Consider the following 25,510-nt stretch of genomic DNA (forward strand, 5'->3'; position numbering starts at 1 on the left):
TTTGAAATCGCCATTAAAAATACAGTTAAGGTGGATACCATGAAGCAACGCCAATTTGCTAAAACAGCATTAAGCGCCACTCTTGTTGCCGTTCTTTCAGGTTGTGCAACGACAGCGGAAAAAGCCTCATCAGCATGGGATGCTGATACTACTTATAGAATCACTATTCTTCATACTAACGATAACCATGGTCGCTTCTGGCACAACCAGAATGGTGAATACGGTATGGCTGCTCGTAAAACATTGATTGATGAAATCCGTGCTGAAGTAGAAGAACAAGGTGGTACTAGCTTATTACTTTCTGGCGGTGACATTAATACGGGTGTTCCTGAATCTGATCTACAAGATGCAGAGCCCGATTTTAAAGGAATGAATCTGCTTGGCTATGATGCAATGGCATTAGGGAATCATGAATTTGATAACCCATTAGATGTGCTACGTAAGCAAGAAGAGTGGGCTAATTTCCCAATGTTGTCGGCTAATATTTACGATAAGACAACGGGTGAGCGTTTATTTCAGCCTTACCAAATTTTTGAAAAGCAAGGGATCAAGATTGCAGTCATCGGTTTGACGACAGAAGACACCGCTAAAATTGGTAATCCTGAATTTATCGGCAATGTAGAATTTCGCGATCCAAAATCAGAAGCCAAGAAAGTTATCGCTGAGCTAGAAAAAACAGAAAAGCCTGATGTGATCATTGCGGCAACGCACATGGGTCACTACGAAGATGGTCACCGTGGTATTAATGCACCGGGTGATGTGGCACTTGCACGTTATTTAGAGGATGGCGATCTTGATATGATCGTAGGCGGTCATTCGCAAGAGCCTGTTTGTATGGAAGGCCCAAATGTTGCGAAGAAAGATTTTAAACCGGGTGATGAGTGTGTACCTGATCAGCAAAATGGTACGTGGATTGTCCAAGCCCACGAGTGGGGTAAGTATGTAGGTCGTGCTGACTTTGAATTTCAGAACGGTGAACTGTCACTGGTTAGTTACGATTTGATCCCAGTTAACTTGAAGAAAAAAGTTAAGCTAGATGATGGCTCAAGCAAGCGTGTCTTTATTCAAGATGAAATTGTAAAAAACCAAGAAGTATATAACTTCCTTAAGCCTTATCAAGAGCATGGACAAGAGCAGTTAAACATTAAGATTGCCAAGTCGAATGGCAAGCTAGAAGGCGATCGTAATGTGGTTCGATTTGAGCAAACAAACTTAGGTCGTCTTATTGCTGCGTCACATATGCAACGTGCTAAAGCGGATTTTGCTGTGATGAACTCTGGTGGTGTGCGTGATTCGATTGAAGGCGGCGACATTACTTATAAAGATGTGCTAACCGTGCAACCTTTTGGCAATATCGTGACGTACACTGATATGTCAGGGAAAGAAGTTTTGGATTATCTGAATGTTGTTGCCACTAAGCCGATTGATTCAGGTGCTTATGCACAGTTTTATGGTATTTCAATGACAGTTGCAAATGGCAAAGTAAGTGATGTGAAGTTTGCTGGTAAACCGCTAGATCTGAAAAAGACTTACCGTTTCACCGTACCAAGCTATAATGCAGCTGGTGGTGACGGCTATCCAAAGATCAATGATCATGCAGGTCATGTAAATACGGGGTTTGTTGACGCGGAAGTATTAAAACAATACTTGGAAACGAACTCACCCATTGATGTAAATAAATTCACGCCGAAAGGTGAAATTGTTTATAAATAAGCAATATTAATTGCTCGAAAGCGCATCTTATATTTTTATTTGATGCGTTTTTTTGTATTTAAAATCCTTCTTCTGATTGATATAGCCGAAAACTGTCAACTCACGATATAATCATTACAGGTAAACAGATATTCTTAATTTCTTTAGTTGTTTTGAACAATAGGGGGAATTAACCACAGCTGTTTGAATAATAAATAGAGTGAAAATAATGACTCCAGCGATTCAATTAGCAAAGAAACAAAAAATTTCGTATCAAGTACATCAATATGAACATGATCCTGCCAATAATAATTTTGGTCATGAAGCGGCAGAAGTCTTAGGGTTAGATCCTAATCGCGTATTTAAAACCTTACTATTTGCATTAAATGGTGACCCTAAAAATTTAGCGGTTGCCGTAGTTCCTGTATCTGGCATGCTAGATTTAAAAGCAGCAGCCAAAGCTGCGGGCGGTAAGAAGGCTGAAATGGCCGATCCAAAGCTTGCTGAAAAAGTAACTGGGTACATAGTGGGTGGTATAAGCCCGTTAGGACAAAAAAAACGGTTGCCAACCTTTGTGGATAGTAGCGCAGAAACGTTTGATACTATTTGTGTTAGTGCTGGTCGTCGCGGCTTAGAAATAGAACTAGCGGCAAAAGATTTAGTTAGCTTAACTGGCGGTAAATTTGCACCGATTGGCAAGGAAGACTAATAACAAGAATAGAGAGTTATCGTGTGTCAGTACCGAATTTAAACTTACTTAGAACATTGCATGTCTTACTGGATGAGTGTCATGTAACACGTACGGCAGAGCGTTTGCACATTACGCAGTCTGCAGTAAGTCGGCAACTGACACAGTTGCGTGAAATTTTTTCTGATCCTCTGTTTGTGCGTGAGGGAAACCGCTTATTACCGACCCCTCGTGCGCTATCATTACAAAATAAAATTACGTTACTGCTTACCGATTGCGATTTGGTGTTTGAACCAGAACAATTCTCGCCGCATAACTGGCGCGGAAAAATAGTCTTGTCATCTTCTGATTATGTCGCTCAATATATCTTTCCTGACATCGTTGAGTTATTAACATTACACGCACCTTTGCTTGATGTGAGCTATCAATTGTGGTCACCAAGTTACACCGACCAATTAGCCGATCTTGATATTCAATTAGTATCGACTATGGTTCCAAATATACCTGCCGGATTATCAGGAATACAGATTGGCTCTGATCGTGCGGTATGTGTTATGAGTGCGACTCATCCATTAGCAAATACAAAGCTAGATTTAACGGTAAAAGACTTTATTGCCTACAATCATATTTCTGTTAGCGGTGGCGGAGATAAAGACAGTTTCGTTGATGTGGAATTACGTACTTTAGGTTGTCGGCGACATATTCAAACAACAGTGCCATTTTTCGGATCTGCTTTAAGTATTGTATCTCGTACAGAGATGTTTCTTGTTATTCCAGAACATATAGCTGTTACGATGCAAGATTTCTATAATATTGTTTATAAGCCATTACCATTTCCAAGTGTGCTGAATCAGTATTGGTTGCTATGGCATCCTAAATATAACAACGAATTATCCCACCAATGGTTACGAGAGCATGTACTAACGTTAATGAAGAACTCTTTGTATTCAATGGGGCAATAGAATCAGCATGAACAGTAATATGTTTTTACGACACAGAAAGTAATGATTTTTTATCATGACTGTAATGATTTCTTTTGATTTCTTCTTATAACGCTTACTTGGTATTTTTTCTACCAATGTAAGGAGAACATCATGACCATCAGCATTTGGCTATCATTATTATTAATTTGTATTTTAGGAGCGATGTCACCAGGGCCTAGCCTTGCTGTTGTTGCTAAACATAGCTTAACAGGTGGGCGTAAACATGGCTTAGTAACGGCTTGGTCTCATGCTTGTGGGGTAGGTTTATACGCATTATTAACATTATTAGGGCTTGCGGTTGTTTTAAAGCAATCACCAACAGTCTTTAACATGATTAGTTATGCTGGAGCTGGCTACTTAGCCTACCTTGGCGTAAATGCGTTGCGATCTAAAGGCGGAGTTGCAGAAAAACTCGCAGCAGGAAAGCCTTCTTCCCTTCTTCATGCGGCAAGAGATGGTTTAATGATCTCATTATTAAACCCTAAGTTAGCGTTATATTTTTTGGCTCTATTTAGTCAATTCGTTGCGTTGGGAACAGAAACCGGAAGTAAAATTGTTATTGTGGCGACACCACTATTAGTCGATGGCTTATGGTACACCTTAGTTGCTTGTGTCTTGTCATACCCTCGAGTATTACAAACGTTAAGATCCCGCGCTGTATTGATTGATCGTCTATCTGGTGTTGTGCTTATTGGGCTTGCTTGTCGTGTACTTTGGCTTGTGTGATTTTAAAGCCTAAAAGAAAAGAGCGGCAAAACCGCTCTTTATTGTCTTTAAATTATTCACTGCGACGATTTAGATGGCGCTCACGTGTTTCAGCTTTTTTCTCAGGACTTTTCTTTAGCATGACATATAGCGCACCAGTGCCACCATGTTGTCGTTGCGCTGAGTGAAAGCAAAGCACATCAGATATTTGTTCTAACCATGTTGTGACATAGCTTTTCATTAATGCAGGTGGATTAGCACGCTCACCTTTACCATGAACTATCATAACGGTGCGAATATCTAAACGTTGTGATTGCTTTAGAAATGCTAATATTTCATCACGCGCTTGTTGTAATGACTTTTTATGAAGATCTAAACGACCGTGAATATCGTACTTACCTTGGCGCATTTTTCTAAAGACAGCTTCTTGTACACCATCTCGTTTAAATTCAATCATATCATCAGGTTTTACCATTTTGGCATTATCTAATGATAAGTATTCAGAATCACTTTCAGCGAGGCTTTGAGCTGCAATTCGACGAGCTAGTTGAGACTCTGATACCTGATGTTTTTGTGAAATGGTCACAGTATCTTGTTTGATTGGCGCAACATCGGCCATCATTTCTTTAAAAAGGTCTAATTCATTATTATCTGGCATAGGACTTTCACTTTAAGTAACCGATGCTATTGATTATACAAGTGTAATAAAATCTTGCCTAGTTGATGATGAAAGGTAAGAAGATGAAAAAGAGAGCTTAGTAGGTATAAAGCCCCATGTAATATATAAATTGCGAAACGTTACTAGCTAGGGGAAGTTGCTGTGACTGTTTTATAGATGAAGTAACTAAAAAAATAGCATTAAGCTAAACGATGAAAAATAGCGGGCATAGAAGCAAATCCTATACTATTTCCAAATAAAAGCTCTAACCAAAAGTCCTTATAGATCCCTAGCGTTTAGATATGATGTTGGTTTATATAAGCAGTGTGTATTGTCTGTTGTTATGATCTAGAACAGGAGTAAAAAAGCTGTTTCATTGTTGTGGTTATTTGTGCGTTTGAGAGCACTTAAGTTACCGAGAATGCACAAATTTGGTTGCTTGATGAGCAAAAAAATTCGTTACAAAAAAAAATACCGTATAGGGGTTGCTAAAATCAATTTGGCGAGTATTATAAGCGACCTCGACGACGCAGAGCGTTGTTGAATTTGTCGGTGAATAGCGCAGTTTGGTAGCGCATCTGGTTTGGGACCAGAGGGTCGGGGGTTCGAATCCCTCTTCACCGACCACTATTAAAAAGTAGTGGTTTGATAAAACCATTATTTACAGTCGGTGAATAGCGCAGTTTGGTAGCGCATCTGGTTTGGGACCAGAGGGTCGGGGGTTCGAATCCCTCTTCACCGACCACTATTAAAAAATAGTGGTTTAATAAAGCCATTATTTACAGTCGGTGAATGACGTAGCTTGGTAAGCATCCTATTTTTGGAAATAGCGGACCAGAAGGTCGGAGATTCCTTCTCTATATAGACTCAGCTCTTCACCGATCACAATTAAAAGTAGTGGTTTGATAAAACCATTATTTGCAGTCGGTGAATAGCGCAGTTTGGTAGCGCATCTGGTTTGGGACCAGAGGGTCGGGGGTTCGAATCCCTCTTCACCGACCACTGATAAAAAGCCTCGTTGAAAAACGGGGCTTTTTTACATCTGATGTTTATAAACCATGCAGGTTAAATAATGCTAATTAGTCTATATTAAAGTGCTGTTCCAAAGTCATGTGTTGGTATTTATGACGTTAGCTTTTCCCATTCATCACACTGTGCTGTAACGCCTTTAGTGATCCTTTCTACAGTAAATCCTTCTTTCTCCATCAAAGCAGGAAGCCCTTGCTCTCCGATTAAATGAAACGCGCCGACAACAACCATAAACCGTCCTGATTGATAATCTTTTGATTCACTGAGTATTTTTGTCCATTGACGATTCCGAGAAAAAATTAAGGCATCGTTGGTTTCTGGATCAAATTGGGTATCGTTGAATAATTCGGTAAATTTTTTGCTATCGCCTTGTTTCCATACATTAACTAAACATTTCAGTGCTTGCTCTGTTTGCTGCCAATTGTTGATGGTTTCTAACAACATGTTAGTGCCATTTTCAGGTAAGTTTTGAAGTAGGTTTAATTGATGCTCAACCGTTTCAAATGCCTTAATTGGTAGATTTTGCTGTTGCGCTCTTTTTAATAAAACATAATCGATACCTTGATCGGTTGATAGATTTTGTTGCTTAGCGAGTGCAAGTTGGAGATAAGTTGCTGTTAACCACGGTGGCTGAGTAATAAGGTGCTCATAAGGAAGCTGTAGCGATGTTGTGATAGTTTGAAGTGTTTTGAGTTGTTTGGAATTGAGTTTTTCTTGGGTTAATGGTGGCTGGTATTGTTCTACTGCCGATGTTGATTGAGTGAGTATATTGGCTTCAACAATTAATGCATCAGCATCTTTCCATTGCGTTAAAAAAGCCTTTGGTAATGGAAACATGTCTTTTTCACCCGCATGTATCGAACCTAATACATAGAATTGGCGCTGCGTGTCATAAATTTTCCAAACAATGGGTTCTGCGAATGCATGATGAGAAATAAATGGTAGCAGTACGAGCATTTTGGAAAGTAAGGATTTAAACATTCATCGCCTTGAAATAAGAAATTATACGTTTTCTTAGTTATAACAAAATATTCCTAATTAGTAATAAAAAAGGCTACCGAAGTAGCCTTTGATGTTAGTTTGGTTAGCGAAGACTAGGATGAAGCCAGAACCACCAGATAATTAATGCAATAGCAGCAATGCCTAATAACAAGCACATATTAGTTCTCCTGTGCTGATTTAGCTTGGTAGCTAGGTTTAAATAAGCGAAGGCGATTGGCATTGGTAACGACCGTTATGGATGATAACGCCATGGCAGCCCCTGCAATGACTGGGCTGAGTAATGCACCAGTGAGTGGGTACAATACACCGGCTGCAATTGGAATGCCTAAGCTATTGTAAATAAATGCACGAAATAGGTTTTCTTTCATATTTCGCAAGGTTGCTTTAGATAACTCTAAGGCATCAACCACTCCATGAAGAGAGTGACGCATTAATGTAAACTGCGCACTTTCTATTGCAACATCAGTACCACTTCCCATTGCAATACCGACTTCTGCCAATGCAAGAGCGGGAGCATCGTTGATACCATCACCGACCATCGCTACTCGATTACCTTGTTGTTGAAGTTGTTTTATTTGTGCCGCTTTGCCATCGGGCAGCACATCAGCAACTACATCCGTAATGCCTAATTTACTCGCAATCACTTGTGCTGTTTTATAACTGTCACCCGTTAGCATCACAACGGTCAGTCCCATTTTTTGCATTCGTTTAACTGCACTTAATGAGTCACTGCGTAGAGGATCGCTAATACCAATAATTCCGATAAGTTGGTTATTTTTCGCTAAGTAAACAGGGGTTGCACCTTGAGAGGCGATATTATCAAAGTCAGTTTGGGCTTGATTGATATCAACGTTATATTGGGTCATTAATTTTTTATTTCCCAGCATCACGCTGTTTGTATCAATAGTGCCTGCCACACCCATACCCGCAATGGCTTTAAATTCTGTTACTCGACTGAGAGTCAGATTTTTTTGCTTCGCTGATTCAATAATAGCGTTCGCTAAAGGATGCTCCGAACCTTGTTCTAAACTTGCGGTTAATTGTAGTAGTTGCTCTTCAGTAAGAACGGTATAGCTCTGAATACTTACCACTTGTGGCTTTCCTTCAGTGAGCGTACCTGTTTTATCTAACACAACAGTATTGATGTTAGCTGCTTGCTGCATAGCGTCAGCATCACGAATTAAAATCCCTAGCTCTGCTGCGCGTCCAACTCCTACAGTCACTGACATTGGTGTAGCGAGACCTAAGGCACAAGGACAAGCAATGATAAGTACGGTCGTTGCAGCGACTAACATATAAACCGATGACGGTGCTGGACCGAAGTAGTACCACACCATCGCAGTAATAATAGCGATAATCATGACGCTTGGCACAAAGATACTTGAAATAGTATCAGCTAAGCGTGCAAGTGCGGGTTTGCTGCTTTGAGCTTGACGAACGAGTTGGATAATTCGAGCTAGCATTGTATCGCTACCAATATGCTCAGCTTTAAAGAGTAATGCTCCTTGTTGGTTGATAGTCCCTGCTCTTACTTTGTCACCATTCTGTTTGTGAACAGCAAGAGGCTCACCCGTTAGCATCGATTCATCTATATAGGTATTACCCTCAATGACGACACCATCAACAGCTACTTTTGTACCAGGGCGAAGACGTAACGTCATCCCACTTTCTATCTCATTAAGTGGACGCTCACTTTCTATACCATTTTCAACCACGATAGCAGTTTGCGGCTGTAGATCGATTAAACGCTCTAATGCTTTCGATGTTTGACTACGCGCTCGAGCTTCAAGGGCATGGCCTAATGTAATCAAACCTATAATCATGGCTGTTGCTTCAAAGTAAACATGTCGAGCAGACGCTGGGAACATATCTGGTTTTAGCACTACAAGCATTGAAAATAGCCAAGCAGCACCTGTCCCCAGCGCGACTAACGTATCCATAGTGGCGCGATGATGTTTAAATGCTTTCCAACTATTGATATAGAAATCTTTACCAACTGTGACGAGCAATAATAGGGTGATTAAGCCAACAAATCCCCATGCTAATTGGCTGGTGGTTGAGTCGATCATCATACTACCGCCAAAGACCCCCCAAGCCATCATAGGAACCCCTAAGCCAAGTGCAATAAATGCATTTCTTAAGTGTGTTTTGAATGTTTGGGTATTTTGTTGTTGTTGACGATGTCGTCGAGTTTGTTCATCTTCACTGATTTCCGCACCATAACCCGCTTCAGTAATAGCGGCAATAACGGCTTTTATATCAGGGGTGCCTGAGATAAGTGCTGTTCGCTCTGCAAGGTTTACACTGACAGTATCAACACCTGTGACTTGCCTAATCGCTTTTTCAACAGAGGCCACACAACAGGCACATGTCATACCTGATAATAGTAACTGTTGAACCTGAGAACTTTCAGATGAGGGAAGAGTATGTAGTGCTTTACCATCATCGCTCTTTTGTTCATTGATAATTGCTGGTTTAGCTGATTTTTCATCTAAAACTGCTTGCGTTGCTTGGTAGCCAGCCTCTGTAATAATGGAAATAACATCTTCTGCAGTAAGCATTGTTCTAACTTCTGCATGTGTTTTATCTAAATCAAGGATTTGAATCTGATCATTTGCTTTTAGTTTCTCTGTCAATTTGGCAACGCACTTTCCACATGAAAGTCCAGAGAGAGTAAATATTAGCGTGTTTTCTTCTAATTCTGGTGCAGCCGGTATTACTTGATAACCCAGTGACGTAATAATATCGGTAAGTGTTTGTTTACTTAGAGAGCCCGTTATATCAGCTGTTTCTTTCGTTATATTAGAGCTGAAAATATCATTACGGTTTGCTAGTGCGGCTTCAACTTTAGCGACGCATCGACCACATGATAAACCAGATAATGCAAGTTGATAGTGGAAACCGACTTGATAGCCTAATGCATTGATCTTTTCAGACAATATTTTTAGTGGGCTTTCACTATTTACAGTAAGTTGCTTTGTATCTATATCGATAATTTGGCAGTTGGGCAATGTTGCTAAAGCTAAACGTATTTTATTTACGCAGCTCATGCAATGGACGTTAGTGAGTGGGAGAGTAATAGCATTCATTTTGAGCCCTTACGCCTTACTATATTTAAAGAATGAAGCAAGAATAAACCTTCTAGTTACTGTAAGGTCAAGGTATGTTTAGTGTATTTTAAAGAATAGATAAAAAGTGAAAGGATAAAGATGATTAATATAAGTGAAGTCGCTGAAAAAACAGGGCTAACAGCAAAAACTATTCGGTTTTATGAAGCGAAAGGTGTGATAAGCCCCGCTCCTAGAGGTGCTAATTGCTATCGTTATTATAATCAAAACCATATTTCAGAGTTACTGTTGATCAAACGTTCTCGAATGATAGGATTCTCTCTTGATGAATGCCGTGATTTACTGACGTTATCAATGGACTCAAGTCGTCAGAGCCGTGATGTAAAAGAAAAGGCGGAAGAAAAGTTAAAAGATATAGATATTAAGATCAATGAATTACTACAGATGAGGAAAACACTTGAAGCATTAACGAAGCAATGTCCTGGAGATAAAAATTCAACCTGTCCGATATTGGAAGGTTTAGTACAACAAGAATAAACAGGCGCTAAAAATTAACCCCTGTTATTAATTCTATTATGAATTGCTGTCAGTCATTGCAAGTGTGCCATCGTAAGGGATCACTTGTAGCTTTGGTTTTGGATGCTTTGTGAAAATCACAAATTCATCTTTATTCAGTCTTTGTATCGAAAGCTGGTACCAAAAACGTTTATTCGCAAAGTTTAAGCTTTCTATCGCAGCATCAGTAATTTTCTTTGTGTGATCTTCATTACTGGTGACTAATACTGCCGCATTGCCAAAAGCGTAAAAATACAGTCCTTTTAATACGGTATAGCCATTATCTTGCTTAGGGTTGGGATAGTCTATTAAGGTGTATTGACCAAATTTACAACTACCGAACTGTTCATGGCCTGGAGTGGCTAATTTATAGTTAAAGTCACAACCCATACCGTTAATAATTGGAAATAACACCAAGGCAACTAATGCCATGATGATGTATTTAATTTTTTTCATACAGTTTACCTGCTGAATCTATATATACAGTGCCTTTCGATGGCAGGTTTTTAGGCAATTTATTTAAGTTAAGAAGCTCTATGTTACCACAGATCTGCTGATTATTAACGGATACACAGGGTGGTGTTTGCCAACTACTGGCCCAAAGGCCTATCCATGCTAACAACGCAATCATTGATATACCACAACCAATTTTTGCTAATTTTGATAACGGTTGGTTTACAGTAATGTCAGTTTCTTGCTCATCGTTATTATCTAATGATGTAGTTACGCTTTCTTCTTTATTTAAAGATGCGGTTGTATTTTGGCTAGTCGTTACATGGTCATTGTCTGATACGATTTCTGGTTGGATTTTATGCTGTATAAAAGTATTTTTAGCAATCGTAAACCCAGCCCCTTTTATCGTAATGATAATTTCATTTTTTGTTTTAAAAGCTTTACGTAAATTAGCGATAGCAACATTTAGTGAGTTAGTTACAACAACTTTATCAGGCCAACCGATCTCAAGTAATTTGTCACGGCTAATAATCTCACCATTATTATCAATTAAGTATTGTAGTATTTTTGTCTCACTAGCACTGAGTTTGGTTGTAGTATCAGGTGTAGAATAAGCGCTTTTTTGGGGTTCAAAGCTATCTTTACCCTGCTTATATATAATCATTGATTTACCTATTCACTATCTGCAAAAGACAATAGTTGCCTTCTTACGTATTTATCATTGTTATTATTTATAGTGCTAAATGTATCTTGGCGTAGCGGGATTAACTACGCAGTTTTTAGCGATTACTTTGTCTAAATTGAAAACTTAAGCAACATGTATTGGATGAAAGAAAAACAAAAAAACAATTAGGTATATTTCTTGTCAGCGATGATGCTAACAAAAAATTTTATTTATGGAAGAGATAATAAAAGTAGAAGATGCCACATTGTGCAGATGAATTAATATTTGTCAGTCTTTTGATAATTCAATACACCTATAAAAAGTAGTTCTTTTGGGGAGGGGGGGAGATAAAGAGTGACGCTGTAATTGTTTGTTTTTTATTGATTTACATTTTTTTATGTTTGATTTTTATCTTTTTTTAGAGCGGTTTTTTTTCGATAAAATTTTTTGTGTTTTCCTTTATCTTCTTTTTTCTGAAAAAAATATTTTTCAGAAGTCATTTTTTTGCGTTAGTGAAAAACGCAAAATAATTGTGAACATCATTTTTTATTATTTGCCATAACATCGTATTCGTCACAGAATGCATTCCGTTCCTGACAATAACTGCTTTGCGATACACATTAAAAAAATAGTACGCACTATAGAAGCAGACTTAAAAAGTTTAAGCATTACTCAATGGAGTTAAACATGAAATTAAAATCTCTATCTCTATCTGTACTAGCAGCTTTATCTCTAGGTGTTGCTACATCTGCAATGGCAGCTGATGCAACTACTAGCACTACAGCGCCTGCACAAACGGCTCCTTCTTACGATCAATCTGGTTTCTGGGTTGGTGGCGCACTAGGTATGGGCTACGTATCTAATAGCGATATTTCTAAGTTCCCTGGCTCTGCAAACGGTGAAGCACCAAGTGTTAAACTTGATGCTGGTTATGATTTTAACCAGTACTTCGGTATCTACGGTAGCTACGACTACATGCATGACCTAGGTAATGCTGATATGCACCTAGCAACTTTAGGTGTGAAAGGTAACCTACCTCTAACTCAAAAATTATCTGCATTCGGTAAGTTAGGTGCTACATACATCTATGCTGATAACAAGAACTTTGCAAACAACACACTTCACATGAAGTCAGACAGCTTCTCACCAACAGCTGGTCTAGGTCTGTCTTACCAAATCACTCACGCACTATCTACTCAAATTGGTGCTGATTACTACCAAGACCTACGTACTTCACACGGTCACGCTGATCTAACTCAAGCGTACTGGGGTATGACTTACAAGTTCGGTCAACCAGCAACTCCAATGGTTGTTACTAACAATGTTGAAGTAGTTAAAGAAGTTGCTGTTGAAGCACAAGTACCAACTCGTTCTTCTTACGTTCTACCATACCAAAATGGTCAAACTAAGTTAAACGACTACGGCCGTTACAACCTAGGTGAAGTTATTGCAACTATGCAAGCTAACCCAGAAGTTAACGCTCAAATCATCGGTCGTGCAGACAAAGTTGGTTCAGCTAAGATCAACGAAAAAGTTTCTGCAGAGCGTGCTGCAAACGTTGCTAACTACCTAGAAGCTAACGGTATCGACGCATCTCGTCTAACTGTTTCTTCTGTAGGCTACAACAACCCACTTAAAACTGACACTTCTACTAAGACTAACTACGTACAGCGTTCAGTTCAGATCATCCTTAAGTAATTAAGACTGATCCATACCTATCTAGTATTTTATTACTAAGATAAATCAATGCCGGTGATATTTTCACCGGCATTATTTTTTAAATCACATTCTCATTAAATCACTTTTAATTCGTCGCTTTCAATGCGGAGGACGGTGTACGTTTCACGTAAGCGATTTAATTAGAATGAATTAAGGTATTTGTAAGGACTTATAATGAAAAAAACAACGCTATGTTTATTAGCATTAATTACCATTTCATTAACAGGTTGCTTTTCCAACCAGCAATTAGAAAAATCAGCACAAATGGTCGGTGATTGGAAGCTAAAAGGTGGAGTTGAGATCCCTAGTATTACAAAGCATCGACCATCGTTAAATATTGAATCAAACATGAAGGTAAGTGGTTTTACCGGTTGTAATCTTTTTAAAGGTAAAGTTGAGCCAATCGGTGATTTTTCACTTCCATTCGTCACGCGGAAAATGTGTTTGCCTGAGTTAGTCAAACAAGAAAATAATATGTTAAACGTGTTACGCAGTGCGACAAGTATTGAAGTCATTAACAATAGTCTCATTGTTGATGCTGGCGATAAGTTTTTGGTGTTTGAAAAAACTAATGCAAGTTAATTGTCTTATGTGATTTAATTTTATGTAGAGCCCGGCCATTGTGCCGGGTTTTTTTATAATTAGAACTAAGGATAGATGATGTCAGTTATCGCACCAACGCAAGTCGTATTTACTCAACAACAATGGTTGCTTGATAGTGCTGTACTAATGATAAGTCATTCAGGTGACGAAAATTATATTGTTACCCAGTCGACGCCTTTTCATCCTGTTAGCCATATTTGGCCTGATCATCCTGCTGATCAAGGGAAGATTATTCATGCTGATAAACAGTATCAGGTTAACAATTGTGTCGTTGGTGCCATTGACCTAGAAACAAACAGTCTTTTTATTGCCCAAGACATTCCGGTTAAACGGGATACTGATGGGTGGGTGTTTGTGGTTGTTCATATAATTACAGGAACAATAGACTTTGATATTGGTAATACAGTGACATTGTCAGTTGATAAAGAATATCAACAGAGTTTGAGTCGTGGACATAGTGCGGGGCATTTATCTTCTTTAGCGTTAAATAAAGTTCTTCATACTGACTTCTGGCGAAAGGAGCCGACTCGTAGAGATGAGCTTGGTTATTATGATTTTCATAGTTATGCCCAAGAAAAAAGTGAAGTGACGCCTGATCTCAGTACTGACACGTATCGTTTAGGTAAAACATTGCGTAAGCGTGGGCTTAACAGTGCAGATCTATTGGCAGAACTTAATCTCGTGGCTGAGCGTATTAATCTGCAACTTAGTGATTGGGTAGCATTAAAAACTACAGTGGTTATGAGGCGAGAAGGCGATCATCTGACAGATTCACGTTATTGGCAGTGTAATTTAGGTTCTGAGGGCGTTATTGAGATTCCTTGTGGTGGAACTCATATTTTATCTTTATCTGAATATCAATCAGTTACTGTTAGTTTTAAGGTGAATTCAGACCAAGAGATTGTGATGTATACCAAGAGTGTGAAAGCGTAATATTAAACGTTTATTTAGATTTTAGTCTCTGAGTTATGCTTCTAAAGATAAAGATCCTTATTTATATTATGCATGATCATTGTGTTTTAATATTATAACTTGGTTTTATATCCCGTTTTAAATCCAAATACAGCACATGTAACTTATGCTTTCGGGAAGTGTATTGATAAATGTTCTTTTGGTACCTGTTAGCTGATCAGGTTTGTTTTAAAAGACGATCACCACAAAGCATGTTGATCATTGCCTTGATCTAATTTGATTGTTTACGATGTTGAATAATGGAAAAAAGTTTATCTTTGATAATTATTTGTGAGGAATGTGAAGTTCTATACGCAAGATAATTGTATTTCTGATTACCACGCTTAATAATCACTCGAAAATGTAAATTTTGTACAGAGGTCGAAGAGCATGGCTGATAACGTTGAAAATATTTGTCCGCAATGTAGCAGCTTATTAAGTTGGAAAGATCACGGCTATTTTTGCGATTTTTGCCAACAACAAGTTGAGAAGCATGTATTTTGTCCTGATTGCAATGAGCAGTTAGAAAGATTACAAGCTTGTGGTTCTGCAAGTTATTTTTGTAATCATTGCAATGAGTTAAAGTCTAAATCTCGGGTTAAGGTACAATTTGGAATGCGTGCTGAAACACGCTAAATGAAATGAATAAAAATGGCGCTTAATAGCGCCATTTTTATTAACAGGCTCTATGGTTATTTGATGACACTGGAATGAATATCACCATCCGTTACTGTAGTGATAAGTTTATCACCATGCTTAACTTGTGATGTATTTCTGATTACATCACCTTGCTCATTTCGAGTAATGGAGTAGCCTCGAGCAAGTGTTGCGAGGGGACTTACTGTTTCTAGTTTTTCTGCAATCACCGCTAATTTATGCTTTGCATTTAGCAACTTACGGTCTAAAGCATCATAGAGTCTTCGTTCACTCCGCTCTAAATTTCGTTGTGCGTTGCTTATTAACGTAGCGGGAGAGTAAAGTGATATTTTATAGTTATTACTATCGATATGCTGTTGATGCTTTTGTATTTTTTTCTGCATCGCTTGAACTAAGCGTTGGCTAATTTCATCAAGATGTTGCTGCTGTTGATTTAAACGAAGTTGTGGATGCTGACGTTCTAAACGGTGTTGTAGTTGGGTTGCTTGGCGCAAAGATTGTGATAAATATGACCTGATTGCATGGCGTAATTGTTGTTTTTTACGAGCGAGCAATTGTGTTTGGTGAGTCATATCTCGACTGATCAACTCAGCGGCTGCAGAAGGTGTTGGTGCACGGACATCGGCAACAAAATCAGCGATAGTGACATCTACCTCATGACCAACAGCACTGACAATGGGGATCTGGCTAGCAGCAATGGTTCGCGCGACAATTTCTTCATTAAATGCCCAAAGATCTTCCAGTGAACCGCCACCTCGACCAACAATTAACACATCACATTCCTGCCTAGCATTGGCTCGACCAATCGCTTGTGCAATAGAAATTGCAGAGCCTTCGCCTTGTACCATGGTTGGATAAATTACAATGGGTAAACTCGGATCGCGACGTTGTAATACTTGTAAAATATCGTGCAGAGCCGCGCCTGTTTTTGAGGTAATAATACCTACTCGTTTAGGTTGCTCTGGCAGCGTTTGTTTGAGTGATTGAGCAAATAAACCTTCAGCAGCAAGTGACATTTTTAGCTGTTCAAATTGCTGTTGAAGACGACCATCGCCTTCTGGCTGCATACTTTCAATGATCAGTTGATAATCACCACGTGGTTCATATAATGACAAGCGCGCCTTAACTAATACTTGATTACCATTGGCTGGTTTAAACGTCACATGTCGATTACTGCCTTTAAACATGGCACATTTAACTTGGGCACGTGAATCTTTCAGAGTGAAATACCAATGACCAGAAACGGGCATCGAGAAATTAGATAACTCACCAATAAGCCACACCACACCCATTTCATTTTCAAGTACGAGACGTACTTGTGCATTTAAGCTAGAAACCGTGTAAATACGACTATTTTTTTGGCTTTGAGGGGAAAAAGTGGTCACTAGGAATGGTACCTGCTATCGAATGAAGTAGTAGGCAGGCGGTCAAAATAAAACCGAATAAGACATAAAGTATACAGGCAGATCAATGGACAGATCTTGGCCGTATTTCCTTGACCGCATCACCGGATAGTTAACCGAAATATATTACTTATCAATTAAAATGTGTCAAGAAAAAAAACAAAAAAAATCTAGCCAAACGTTTGCTTCATACGTATAATTTGACCGCAATATTTTATCCTTCTTTAAACCCCTATTCGGTGTGAGATATTGCAATGTTACGAATTAAACAAGAAGCTTTAACCTTCGATGATGTTTTGCTGGTTCCTGCCCATTCAACCGTTCTACCTAACACTGCCGATCTGCGCACTCAACTGACAAAAGATATTTCTCTTAATATCCCAATGGTGTCAGCGTCAATGGATACAGTGACTGAAGGTCGCTTAGCTATCGGTCTTGCTCAAGAAGGTGGTATCGGTTTCATTCACAAAAATATGTCTATCGAACAACAAGCGGATCAAGTTCGCATGGTGAAAAAGTTCGAAGCAGGTGTTGTTTCTGAACCTGTGACTGTTAAGCCTACTGCAACGATTGCAGATGTTAAGCGATTAACTGATCAAAACGGTTTTGCTGGTTACCCTGTAGTAACTGACAGCAATGAATTGGTTGGAATTATTACAGGTCGTGATGTTCGATTTGTTACTGATCTTTCGAAGACTGTTGAAGAAGTGATGACATCTAAAGCTGATTTAGCATCGGCTAAAGAAGGCGCATCTCGTGAAGAAGTTGAAGCTATCATGCAACAACACCGTGTTGAAAAGGTGTTACTTGTTGATGATGAATTCCGCCTTAAAGGTATGATTACCGCAAAAGATTTCCAAAAAGCAGAACGTAAACCTAATGCTTGTAAAGATGAGCGTGGCCGCCTACGTGTAGGTGCAGCGGTCGGTGCAGGTGCAGGTAATGAAGAGCGTGTAGCTGCATTGGTTGAAGCTGGCGTAGACGTATTACTTATCGATTCTTCACACGGTCACTCTGAAGGTGTACTTCAACGTATTCGTGAAACTCGTGCTGCATTCCCAAATCTTCCTATTGTTGGTGGTAATGTCGCTACAGCTGAAGGTGCACGTGCTCTGATTGAAGCAGGTGTAAGTGCTGTAAAAGTTGGTATAGGCCCAGGTTCAATCTGTACTACACGTATTGTTACAGGTGTTGGTGTTCCACAAATTACCGCAATTTCAGAAGCGGCATCTGTTGCTGATCAGTACGGTATTCCTGTTATAGCGGATGGCGGTATTCGTTACTCTGGTGATATGTGTAAAGCGATTGCTGCTGGTGCATCATGTGTGATGGTAGGTTCTATGTTTGCTGGTACTGAAGAAGCGCCGGGTGAAGTTGAACTGTACCAAGGTCGTTCATACAAGTCATACCGTGGCATGGGCTCACTAGGCGCAATGTCAAAAGGTTCTTCTGACCGTTATTTCCAAACTGATAATGCTGCTGACAAATTGGTACCAGAAGGTATTGAAGGCCGTGTTGCTTATAAAGGTTACCTAAAAGAAATCGTTCACCAACAAATGGGTGGCTTACGCTCAAGCATGGGCCTGACGGGCTCAGCAACGATTGAAGATCTTCGTACTAAAGCTGAATTTGTACGTATTTCAGGGGCTGGCATGAAAGAGTCACACGTTCATGATGTGACTATTACTAAAGAAGCACCTAATTACCGTATGGGTTAATCGTTTTCTACTCATCTTTAGGGTTAACGATTACGTCAGTAATAAATAACATCGGGAGCAGATTCTTTGCTCCCAATATATAAATTATTCGAGAACATTCACTAATGACCATGACCACAAATATTCATGAACAACGTATCCTTATTTTGGACTTTGGCTCTCAATATACACAGCTAATCGCCCGTCGTATTCGCGAAATTGGTGTGTACTGTGAACTATGGAGCTGGGATGTTGATGAAGCCGATATCCGTGAATTCGCACCTAACGGTATTATTCTTTCTGGTGGTCCTGAAAGTGTAACGGAAGCAGGTTCTCCTCGTGCGCCACAATATGTTTTCGAGGCGGGTGTTCCTGTATTTGGCGTATGTTACGGCATGCAGACCATGGCAGAGCAACTGGGTGGTAAAGTTGCTGGCTCTAATGAGCGTGAGTTTGGTTACGCGCAAGTTAAGATTGTTGAACCAACACATTTCCTTGAAGGTATTCAAGACGCAACAGCCGAAGACGGCACACCATTAATGGATGTGTGGATGAGCCATGGCGATAAAGTGGTAGAAATCCCGTCAGATTTTATCAAAGTTGCAGAAACTGAAACCTGTCCATTTGCAGCAATGGCAAATGAAGAGAAGCGTTTCTACGGTGTTCAGTTCCACCCAGAAGTAACACACACACGTCAAGGTATGAAGTTAATTGAGAACTTCGTAATGAATATCTGTGGCTGTGAAAAACTATGGACATCAGCAAATATCATCGAAGATGCTATTGCTCGTATTAAAGAGCAAGTAGGTGATGATGAAGTTATCCTTGGTCTTTCAGGTGGTGTGGATTCATCTGTGGTTGCGATGCTTATTCACCGTGCGATTGGCGACAAGCTAACGTGTGTATTTGTTGATAATGGCCTGCTTCGTTTAAACGAAGGTCAACAAGTGATGGACATGTTTGGCGACAAGTTTGGTCTAAACATTGTTCATGTACAAGCTGAGGATCGTTTCTTATCTGCACTTGCAGGTATTGATGAGCCAGAAGCGAAGCGTAAGAAAATTGGTCACGTATTCGTTGACGTATTTGATGAAGAATCAAAGAAACTGAAAAATGCGAAGTGGTTAGCACAGGGGACTATTTACCCTGATGTGATTGAATCTGCAGCATCGAAAACAGGTAAAGCACACGTGATTAAATCTCACCATAACGTAGGTGGTCTACCTGACGATATGGAAATGGGTCTAGTTGAGCCATTAAAAGAGTTATTTAAAGATGAAGTGCGTAAGATCGGTCTTGAGTTAGGCCTACCTTACAATATGCTTTACCGCCACCCATTCCCAGGACCTGGTCTAGGTGTACGCGTTTTAGGTGAAGTGAAGAAAGAGTACTGTGATTTGCTTCGTCGTGCAGATGCTATCTTTATTGAAGAGCTTCACAAAGCCGATCTTTACAATAAAGTATCACAAGCATTCACCGTGTTCCTACCTGTTCGCTCTGTGGGCGTGATGGGTGATGGGCGTAAATATGATTGGGTTGTATCACTACGTGCAGTAGAAACAATCGACTTTATGACAGCGCATTGGGCACATTTACCCTATGATTTCTTAGGTAAAGTGTCTAACCGTATTATTAACGAAGTCGACGGTATTTCTCGTGTGGTTTACGATATTTCAGGTAAGCCGCCAGCAACGATTGAGTGGGAATAATATTTCTTACTGAAAAATAGTTAGCAAATATCAAACCCTAGTAAGGTGACTTACTAGGGTTTTTTATTGCTCGTATTTTATAGAAATTCATTCAGGTGAGGATGAAAAATAGTGAAAACATACTTTTCGTACTGTTACTTGTTGGAGGTGATTTTCTAGAGGTATAACCAAGCGGTTGTTAATTGTTTTTTTTGTTGGTGTTTGTGTTTTGAATTGTTTATTGAGTTGTTGCTTTGTTGTTTATGGTTAATGCTTGGTTACAATCTTCCATAATGAGGTTTTGTTATTCGTTAGGTGATCTGGCTTTTTATCTATTGCATTTAGCTACAATCACCCGACCTAAATTCAGCCGTAGTAGCTGAAAGGCAAAACAATGAGACTTACTAAAATAAGTCCACTTTGCAGACGTAACCAATATGGGGGCACGGAGTTGCCATGAACGAGAAAACATTAAATCAAGCGCCGAAGCCATCAGGCGCTATGGATAAGTTTTTAAATGGTATTGAGCGAGCAGGTAATAAAATCCCGGATCCTGCTTTGTTATTCTTTTGGGGGTTAATCGCCGTTTGGGTACTTTCTGCGATTATGTCTCAGTTTGACTTTGGTTTAGTTCACCCTGTTACACAACAAGTTGTACAAGTAAAAAATCTTTTAACAGGTGATGCGTTAGCGAGTTTCCTTGCCAATATGGTGAAGAATTTTACTGGCTTTGCCCCATTAGGTATTGTATTGGTGGCAATGCTAGGTGTTGGTGTTGCTGAAGCTTCTGGCTTTATCAATACCGGCTTAAAGAAGATGCTGAATGTGACCCCAGCAAAACTATTAACTCCTATGTTAATTTTAGTTGCGATTGTTTCACATACTGCAGCTGATGCGGGTTATGTTCTGGTTATTCCACTCGGTGGTATTATTTTCCATGCCGCGGGTCGTCACCCATTAGCGGGTATTGCGGCTGCATTCGCTGGTGTATCAGGTGGTTTCTCAGCAAACTTTATTCCATCAGGTATTGATCCTCTTCTTGCCGGCTTTACCCAAGAAGCGGCGCGTATCATGGATCCTGATTACATTGTGAACCCATTAGCGAATCTAATGTTTACTGGTTTGTCTTCTATAATTATCGTTGCCATTGGTTGGTATATCACAGATAAAGTAATTGAGCCGCGCTTAAGCAAAACGGCGATTGATGAAGATGCAGAAGAAGCACCTGATATGGGCTCTTTCACTGAGCTTGAAAGCAAAGCGTTTTCTTACGCTGGTTGGGTAATGGTTGCTGGTATCGCACTATTAGTTGCAGCGGTATGGCCGGAATCATCACCACTGCGTTCTCCAACGGGTGAAATCGCGGCGTTCAATGCTCCGGTAATGCAATCAATCGTACCGTTAATCTTTATCCTGTTCGTGATCCCAGGGATCATTTACGGTCGAGTTGCTGGTACCTTTAAGCAAAGCAGCGATGTAATTAAAGCGATGTCTACCACAATGGCTGGCATGGCAGGCTTTATGGTCATGGTATTTTTCATCGCTCAGTTCCTAGTCGCTTTTACCCAATCTAACTTGGGAACGCTATTGGCACTATCTGGCGCGCAGTTACTGCAAGAAATGAATTTACCAGGTCAGGTAACGATTGTAGGTATGATTCTATTAACAGCGAGTGTTAACTTGTTAGTTGGTTCTGCATCGGCAAAATGGGCGCTGATTGGTCCAATTATGGTTCCAATGCTAATGGCGGTAGGAATTTCTCCAGAATTAACGCAAGCGGCATACCGTGTTGGTGACTCTGTATCTAACATAATTTCACCAATGATGGTGTTCTTCCCACTGGTTGTTGTTTACATGCAACGCTACGTGAAGAGCTCTGGTATCGGTACACTAGCGTCAATAATGATGCCATACTCAATTGCGATGTTAGTAGGTTGGACAATTTTCTTACTCGTTTACTGGGCGTTGGGTATTCCTTTAGGCGTACAAGCACCGTATACATACAGCTTATAATTTAAGTGACTGAACATTTAAATTTCAGCAGATAAAAGAAAAGCCTCGCTAAAATAGTGAGGCTTTTTTCTATCTATCAGCTAAAGGTATTGTTTGAATATCTCTATTGATTGTATGGATTTTACTTATTGAAGTGTTCTGCGTGAAAACGTAAGTGATCTTCAATAAATGTCGCCATAAAGTAGTAGCTGTGATCGTAACCATCTTGCATACGAATTTCTACAGGATAGTCATTCGCTTCTGCCGCAGCCATTAAAGTTTCAGTGCGCAGTTGACCTTCATTATAGAAGTTATCGTGCGTGCCTTGATCAACCAGCATTGGCATTTTTTGCTCAGCTTTACGCATTAGCTCGCTTGAATCGTATTGCTTCCAATTTTCAGTGTTACTGCCTAGGTAGCCGGTAAAGGCTTTTTGACCCCATGCACAGTTCATTGGATTAGAAATTGGACTAAATGCAGATGCTGATGTAAAACGCTCAGGGTTACGCATCGCAATCATTAATGCACCGTGTCCACCCATTGAGTGACCGCTGATTGCACGTTGATTAGATACAGGGAAGTGCGCTTCAACTAATGCTGGTAGCTCATTAACAATGTAATCGTACATGTTGTAATGGCGATTCCAAGGTGCTTCTGTAGCGTTCACGTAGAACCCAGCGCCTAAACCAAAATCGTAGCTACCTGTAGGATCATCTTCTACACCTTCGCCGCGTGGGCTGGTATCGGGTGCAACAATAGCAACACCTAATTCTGCTGCGATACGTTGAGCGCCCGCTTTTTGCATGAAGTTTTCATCAGTACACGTTAAACCTGATAACCAGTAAATTACTGGTACTTTTTGTCCCGCAGCCGTTTGTGGTGGCAGGAAAATAGCAAAACGCATATCGCAATTAAGTACTTCTGAGCGGTGTGTATATTGTTTATGCCAACCGCCAGCAGTTTTATTACAGCTAATGTTTTCTAAAGGCATGGGATGCTCTCTCAGTCAGATTAGGCGCAGAGGTAGGATACAGAAGATGAGCTCTGCGCATTAATTATTATGTAATTATATTCTTATTTATCGAAGTGAATAATAGTACGGATACTTTTACCTTCGTGCAGTAGATCGAATGCTTCGTTGATTTTGTCTAAGCCCATATTGAATGAGATAAAGTCATCAAGTTGGAATTCGCCAGCCATGTAACGATCAACGATACCTGGAAGCTCTGAACGGCCTTTAACACCACCGAATGCAGAACCACGCCATACACGACCTGTTACTAGTTGGAATGGACGAGTAGAGATCTCTTGACCAGCGCCAGCCACACCGATAATTACTGATTCGCCCCAACCTTTGTGACAACACTCAAGTGCAGAACGCATTACGTTTACGTTACCGATACACTCGAAAGAGTAGTCAACACCGCCGTCAGTCATTTCAACAATCACTTCTTGGATTGGCTTGTCGAACTTCATTGGGTTGATGCAGTCAGTTGCACCTAACTTACGTGCTAATTCGAATTTTTCTTCGTTGATATCAACAGCGATGATGCGGCTAGCTTTCGCCATAGTTGCACCAATGATAGCTGCTAGACCGATACCACCAAGACCGAATACAGCCACAGTGCTACCTTCTTCAACTTTCGCTGTGTTAAGTACCGCACCCATACCCGTTGTTACACCACAGCCTAGAAGGCAGACTTCTTCTAGTGGTGCTTCTTTGCTAATTTTAGCTAAAGAAATCTCAGGAAGAACGGTGTACTCAGAGAATGTTGAACAACCCATGTAATGGAAGATAGGTTGACCATCTTTATAGAAACGGGTTGTGCCGTCTGGCATCAAGCCTTTACCTTGAGTTTCACGTACTGCCTGACAAAGGTTTGTTTTGCCAGATAGGCAGTACTTACACTTACCACATTCCGCGGTGTAAAGTGGAATAACATGATCACCCACTTGAAGATCGGTAACACCTTCACCAATCATTTCAACAATACCGCCACCTTCGTGACCAAGAATTGCAGGGAAGATACCTTCTGGATCATCACCTGATAGTGTGAATGCGTCAGTGTGACATACGCCTGTTGCAACAATGCGAACGAGAACTTCACCAGCACGAGGTAACATTACATCAACTTCTTCTACTGAAAGTGGCTGGTTTGGACCCCATGCGATTGCAGCTTTTGATTTGATAAATTTATCAGTCATTATAATTCTCTTCTATCTTTTCTACGTCGTTATTTATATTCGTAGAGAGTAATTAGGTGGAATCGAAAATTTCTCTGTCTCGATTCGATGGAGACTATTGTATTTATTTCTGATTGAATGATAATTGGGTTAAAGTGCAAATAACTTTTACCTTACAGTAATAATGTTTATTGTTGGTATCAATATATAGGTAAGTAAGATGTTCCTATGGGAAGGTGTAACAGAATTTGTTGCTGTAGCTGAAACAGAAAGCTTTACAGCGGCATCTAAACGATTAGGTATTTCAACTGCGCAAGTGAGCCGACAAGTCAGTGCATTAGAGAATCGACTTAATACTAAATTGTTCTACCGTACCACGCGTAAAGTTTCGTTGACTGAAGAAGGTGGTGTGTATTATCAGCACTGTCGTCAAGTGATGGACGGTTTGGAAGAAGCTGAGCGTGCATTAAGTAATTTACGTGGCACACCGCAAGGTTTAATTAAATTAACGGCTCCTGTCACCTATGGTGAGAAATATATCATGCCGTTAGTCAATGATTTTATGCTGCAATACCCAGAACTTGAAGTGGTTATTGATATGACCAATAGACAGGTTGATTTAGTTGAAGGTAGCTTTGACTTAGCGATCCGTCTTGGTCGATTGACAAGTTCTTCAATGATGGCAAAACGTTTAACCTCACGTACGATGTATGTTTGTGCGTCTCCTGATTATCTTGCAAGATTTGGTGTACCACATTCACTCTCTGAACTACGTCACCATAATTGCTTGATCGGAAACTATGATCATTGGCGTTTTCAAGAATCAGGTAAAGAGAAAAGTGTTAGAGTCTCTGGTAATTTAAATTGTAACAGCGGTTACGGTTTACGTGATGCGGTATTAAAAGGGATCGGTATAGCGCAGCTACCTGATTACTATATTGATAAAGATTTAGACTCGGGTGCCATTGTTCCTATTTTGACTAACTACCAAGAGCCAGATGAGGGGATTTGGGCGCTGTATCCACATAACCGTCACCTATCACCTAAAATAAGAATGCTGGTGGATTTTTTAGCTGAGAAATTACCACAAATTAGCCATTACGACGTATAAGCTAAATT

Annotated in this window: 21 protein-coding genes and 3 tRNA genes; 16 read left to right on the forward strand and 8 right to left on the reverse strand. The window is 39.9% G+C overall.

The window, feature by feature from the left end:
- Positions 1-39 precede the first annotated feature (39 nt).
- The 4 genes from ushA to SKA34_RS16370 all read left to right on the forward strand — a co-directional run bounded on the left by ushA (position 40) and on the right by SKA34_RS16370 (position 4,089).
- Positions 40-1,713 (forward strand): bifunctional UDP-sugar hydrolase/5'-nucleotidase UshA, encoded by a 1,674-nt coding sequence (ushA, locus tag SKA34_RS16355; RefSeq protein WP_006646631.1) that lies wholly within the window; start codon positions 40-42, stop codon positions 1,711-1,713.
- Between the two features lie 208 nt (positions 1,714-1,921).
- Positions 1,922-2,401 carry a Cys-tRNA(Pro) deacylase gene (ybaK, locus tag SKA34_RS16360; RefSeq protein WP_006646632.1) on the forward strand — a complete coding sequence of 160 codons (480 nt, stop codon included), beginning with the start codon at positions 1,922-1,924 and terminating at the stop codon, positions 2,399-2,401.
- Positions 2,402-2,424: 23 nt separating this feature from the next.
- Complete coding sequence (locus tag SKA34_RS16365; protein WP_006646633.1) at positions 2,425-3,342, forward strand: LysR family transcriptional regulator; 918 nt, start codon at positions 2,425-2,427, stop codon at positions 3,340-3,342.
- Positions 3,343-3,474: 132 nt separating this feature from the next.
- On the forward strand, positions 3,475-4,089 hold the full coding sequence (locus SKA34_RS16370; RefSeq protein ID WP_005369984.1) for a LysE family translocator: 615 nt from the start codon (positions 3,475-3,477) through the stop codon (positions 4,087-4,089).
- Positions 4,090-4,141: 52 nt separating this feature from the next.
- Here SKA34_RS16370 and smrA read toward each other — a convergent pair whose 3' ends face one another.
- Positions 4,142-4,726, reverse strand: a complete 585-nt coding sequence (gene smrA / locus SKA34_RS16375) for a DNA endonuclease SmrA (protein WP_006646634.1) — start codon at positions 4,724-4,726, stop codon at positions 4,142-4,144.
- Positions 4,727-5,276: 550 nt separating this feature from the next.
- Here smrA and SKA34_RS16380 point away from each other — a divergent pair.
- The 3 genes from SKA34_RS16380 to SKA34_RS16390 all read left to right on the forward strand — a co-directional run bounded on the left by SKA34_RS16380 (position 5,277) and on the right by SKA34_RS16390 (position 5,728).
- A tRNA-Pro gene (locus SKA34_RS16380) sits at positions 5,277-5,353 on the forward strand.
- A gap of 41 nt (positions 5,354-5,394) precedes the next feature.
- Positions 5,395-5,471: transfer RNA gene (locus SKA34_RS16385), tRNA-Pro, on the forward strand.
- 180 nt (positions 5,472-5,651) lie between these two features.
- Positions 5,652-5,728: transfer RNA gene (locus SKA34_RS16390), tRNA-Pro, on the forward strand.
- Positions 5,729-5,848: 120 nt separating this feature from the next.
- Here the strand turns inward: SKA34_RS16390 and SKA34_RS16395 are convergent.
- Complete coding sequence (locus SKA34_RS16395) at positions 5,849-6,736, reverse strand: TraB/GumN family protein (RefSeq protein ID WP_006646635.1); 888 nt, start codon at positions 6,734-6,736, stop codon at positions 5,849-5,851.
- 179 nt (positions 6,737-6,915) lie between these two features.
- On the reverse strand, positions 6,916-9,846 hold the full coding sequence (locus SKA34_RS16400) for a copper-translocating P-type ATPase (RefSeq protein WP_039860742.1): 2,931 nt from the start codon (positions 9,844-9,846) through the stop codon (positions 6,916-6,918).
- Between the two features lie 120 nt (positions 9,847-9,966).
- Between SKA34_RS16400 and cueR the strand changes: the two genes are divergently transcribed.
- A complete protein-coding gene (gene cueR / locus SKA34_RS16405) occupies positions 9,967-10,362 on the forward strand; it encodes a Cu(I)-responsive transcriptional regulator (RefSeq protein ID WP_006646637.1) in 396 nt (131 codons plus the stop codon).
- A gap of 36 nt (positions 10,363-10,398) precedes the next feature.
- On the opposite strand, the gene SKA34_RS16410 is transcribed toward cueR, so the two are convergent.
- Together SKA34_RS16410 and SKA34_RS16415 are read right to left on the reverse strand one after the other, a co-directional pair.
- On the reverse strand, positions 10,399-10,836 hold the full coding sequence (locus tag SKA34_RS16410) for a hypothetical protein (protein WP_006646638.1): 438 nt from the start codon (positions 10,834-10,836) through the stop codon (positions 10,399-10,401).
- A complete protein-coding gene (locus tag SKA34_RS16415; RefSeq protein ID WP_006646639.1) occupies positions 10,823-11,497 on the reverse strand; it encodes a winged helix-turn-helix domain-containing protein in 675 nt (224 codons plus the stop codon). Before SKA34_RS16415 ends, SKA34_RS16410 begins: the two co-directional genes overlap by 14 nt.
- A gap of 687 nt (positions 11,498-12,184) precedes the next feature.
- Between SKA34_RS16415 and SKA34_RS16420 the strand changes: the two genes are divergently transcribed.
- The 4 genes from SKA34_RS16420 to SKA34_RS16435 all read left to right on the forward strand — a co-directional run bounded on the left by SKA34_RS16420 (position 12,185) and on the right by SKA34_RS16435 (position 15,406).
- Positions 12,185-13,195 carry an OmpA family protein gene (locus tag SKA34_RS16420; RefSeq protein WP_006646641.1) on the forward strand — a complete coding sequence of 337 codons (1,011 nt, stop codon included), beginning with the start codon at positions 12,185-12,187 and terminating at the stop codon, positions 13,193-13,195.
- A gap of 195 nt (positions 13,196-13,390) precedes the next feature.
- A complete protein-coding gene (locus SKA34_RS16425) occupies positions 13,391-13,798 on the forward strand; it encodes an META domain-containing protein (RefSeq protein WP_006646642.1) in 408 nt (135 codons plus the stop codon).
- 78 nt (positions 13,799-13,876) lie between these two features.
- Complete coding sequence (locus SKA34_RS16430; protein ID WP_006646643.1) at positions 13,877-14,752, forward strand: hypothetical protein; 876 nt, start codon at positions 13,877-13,879, stop codon at positions 14,750-14,752.
- 408 nt (positions 14,753-15,160) lie between these two features.
- Complete coding sequence (locus tag SKA34_RS16435) at positions 15,161-15,406, forward strand: zinc ribbon domain-containing protein (protein ID WP_006646644.1); 246 nt, start codon at positions 15,161-15,163, stop codon at positions 15,404-15,406.
- 56 nt (positions 15,407-15,462) lie between these two features.
- On the opposite strand, the gene xseA is transcribed toward SKA34_RS16435, so the two are convergent.
- Positions 15,463-16,812 carry an exodeoxyribonuclease VII large subunit gene (gene xseA / locus SKA34_RS16440; protein WP_006646645.1) on the reverse strand — a complete coding sequence of 450 codons (1,350 nt, stop codon included), beginning with the start codon at positions 16,810-16,812 and terminating at the stop codon, positions 15,463-15,465.
- A gap of 272 nt (positions 16,813-17,084) precedes the next feature.
- On the opposite strand from xseA, the gene guaB reads away from it, so the two are divergent.
- The 3 genes from guaB (at position 17,085) to SKA34_RS16455 (ending at position 22,228) form a co-directional block, all read left to right on the forward strand.
- Positions 17,085-18,548, forward strand: coding sequence for an IMP dehydrogenase (guaB, locus tag SKA34_RS16445; protein ID WP_006646646.1), 1,464 nt, complete (start codon positions 17,085-17,087; stop codon positions 18,546-18,548).
- A gap of 110 nt (positions 18,549-18,658) precedes the next feature.
- Positions 18,659-20,236, forward strand: a complete 1,578-nt coding sequence (gene guaA, locus SKA34_RS16450) for a glutamine-hydrolyzing GMP synthase (RefSeq protein ID WP_006646647.1) — start codon at positions 18,659-18,661, stop codon at positions 20,234-20,236.
- Between the two features lie 435 nt (positions 20,237-20,671).
- A complete protein-coding gene (locus SKA34_RS16455; protein ID WP_006646648.1) occupies positions 20,672-22,228 on the forward strand; it encodes an AbgT family transporter in 1,557 nt (518 codons plus the stop codon).
- Between the two features lie 121 nt (positions 22,229-22,349).
- Here the strand turns inward: SKA34_RS16455 and fghA are convergent, their stop codons facing one another.
- A complete protein-coding gene (fghA, locus tag SKA34_RS16460; protein WP_006646649.1) occupies positions 22,350-23,198 on the reverse strand; it encodes an S-formylglutathione hydrolase in 849 nt (282 codons plus the stop codon).
- Positions 23,199-23,281: 83 nt separating this feature from the next.
- Positions 23,282-24,412 carry an S-(hydroxymethyl)glutathione dehydrogenase/class III alcohol dehydrogenase gene (locus SKA34_RS16465; protein WP_006646650.1) on the reverse strand — a complete coding sequence of 377 codons (1,131 nt, stop codon included), beginning with the start codon at positions 24,410-24,412 and terminating at the stop codon, positions 23,282-23,284.
- A gap of 199 nt (positions 24,413-24,611) precedes the next feature.
- Between SKA34_RS16465 and SKA34_RS16470 the strand changes: the two genes are divergently transcribed.
- On the forward strand, positions 24,612-25,502 hold the full coding sequence (locus SKA34_RS16470; RefSeq protein ID WP_006646651.1) for a LysR substrate-binding domain-containing protein: 891 nt from the start codon (positions 24,612-24,614) through the stop codon (positions 25,500-25,502).
- Positions 25,503-25,510 lie beyond the last annotated feature (8 nt).

The organism is Photobacterium sp. SKA34 (assembly GCF_000153325.1).
Classification (GTDB): Bacteria; Pseudomonadota; Gammaproteobacteria; order Enterobacterales; family Vibrionaceae; genus Photobacterium.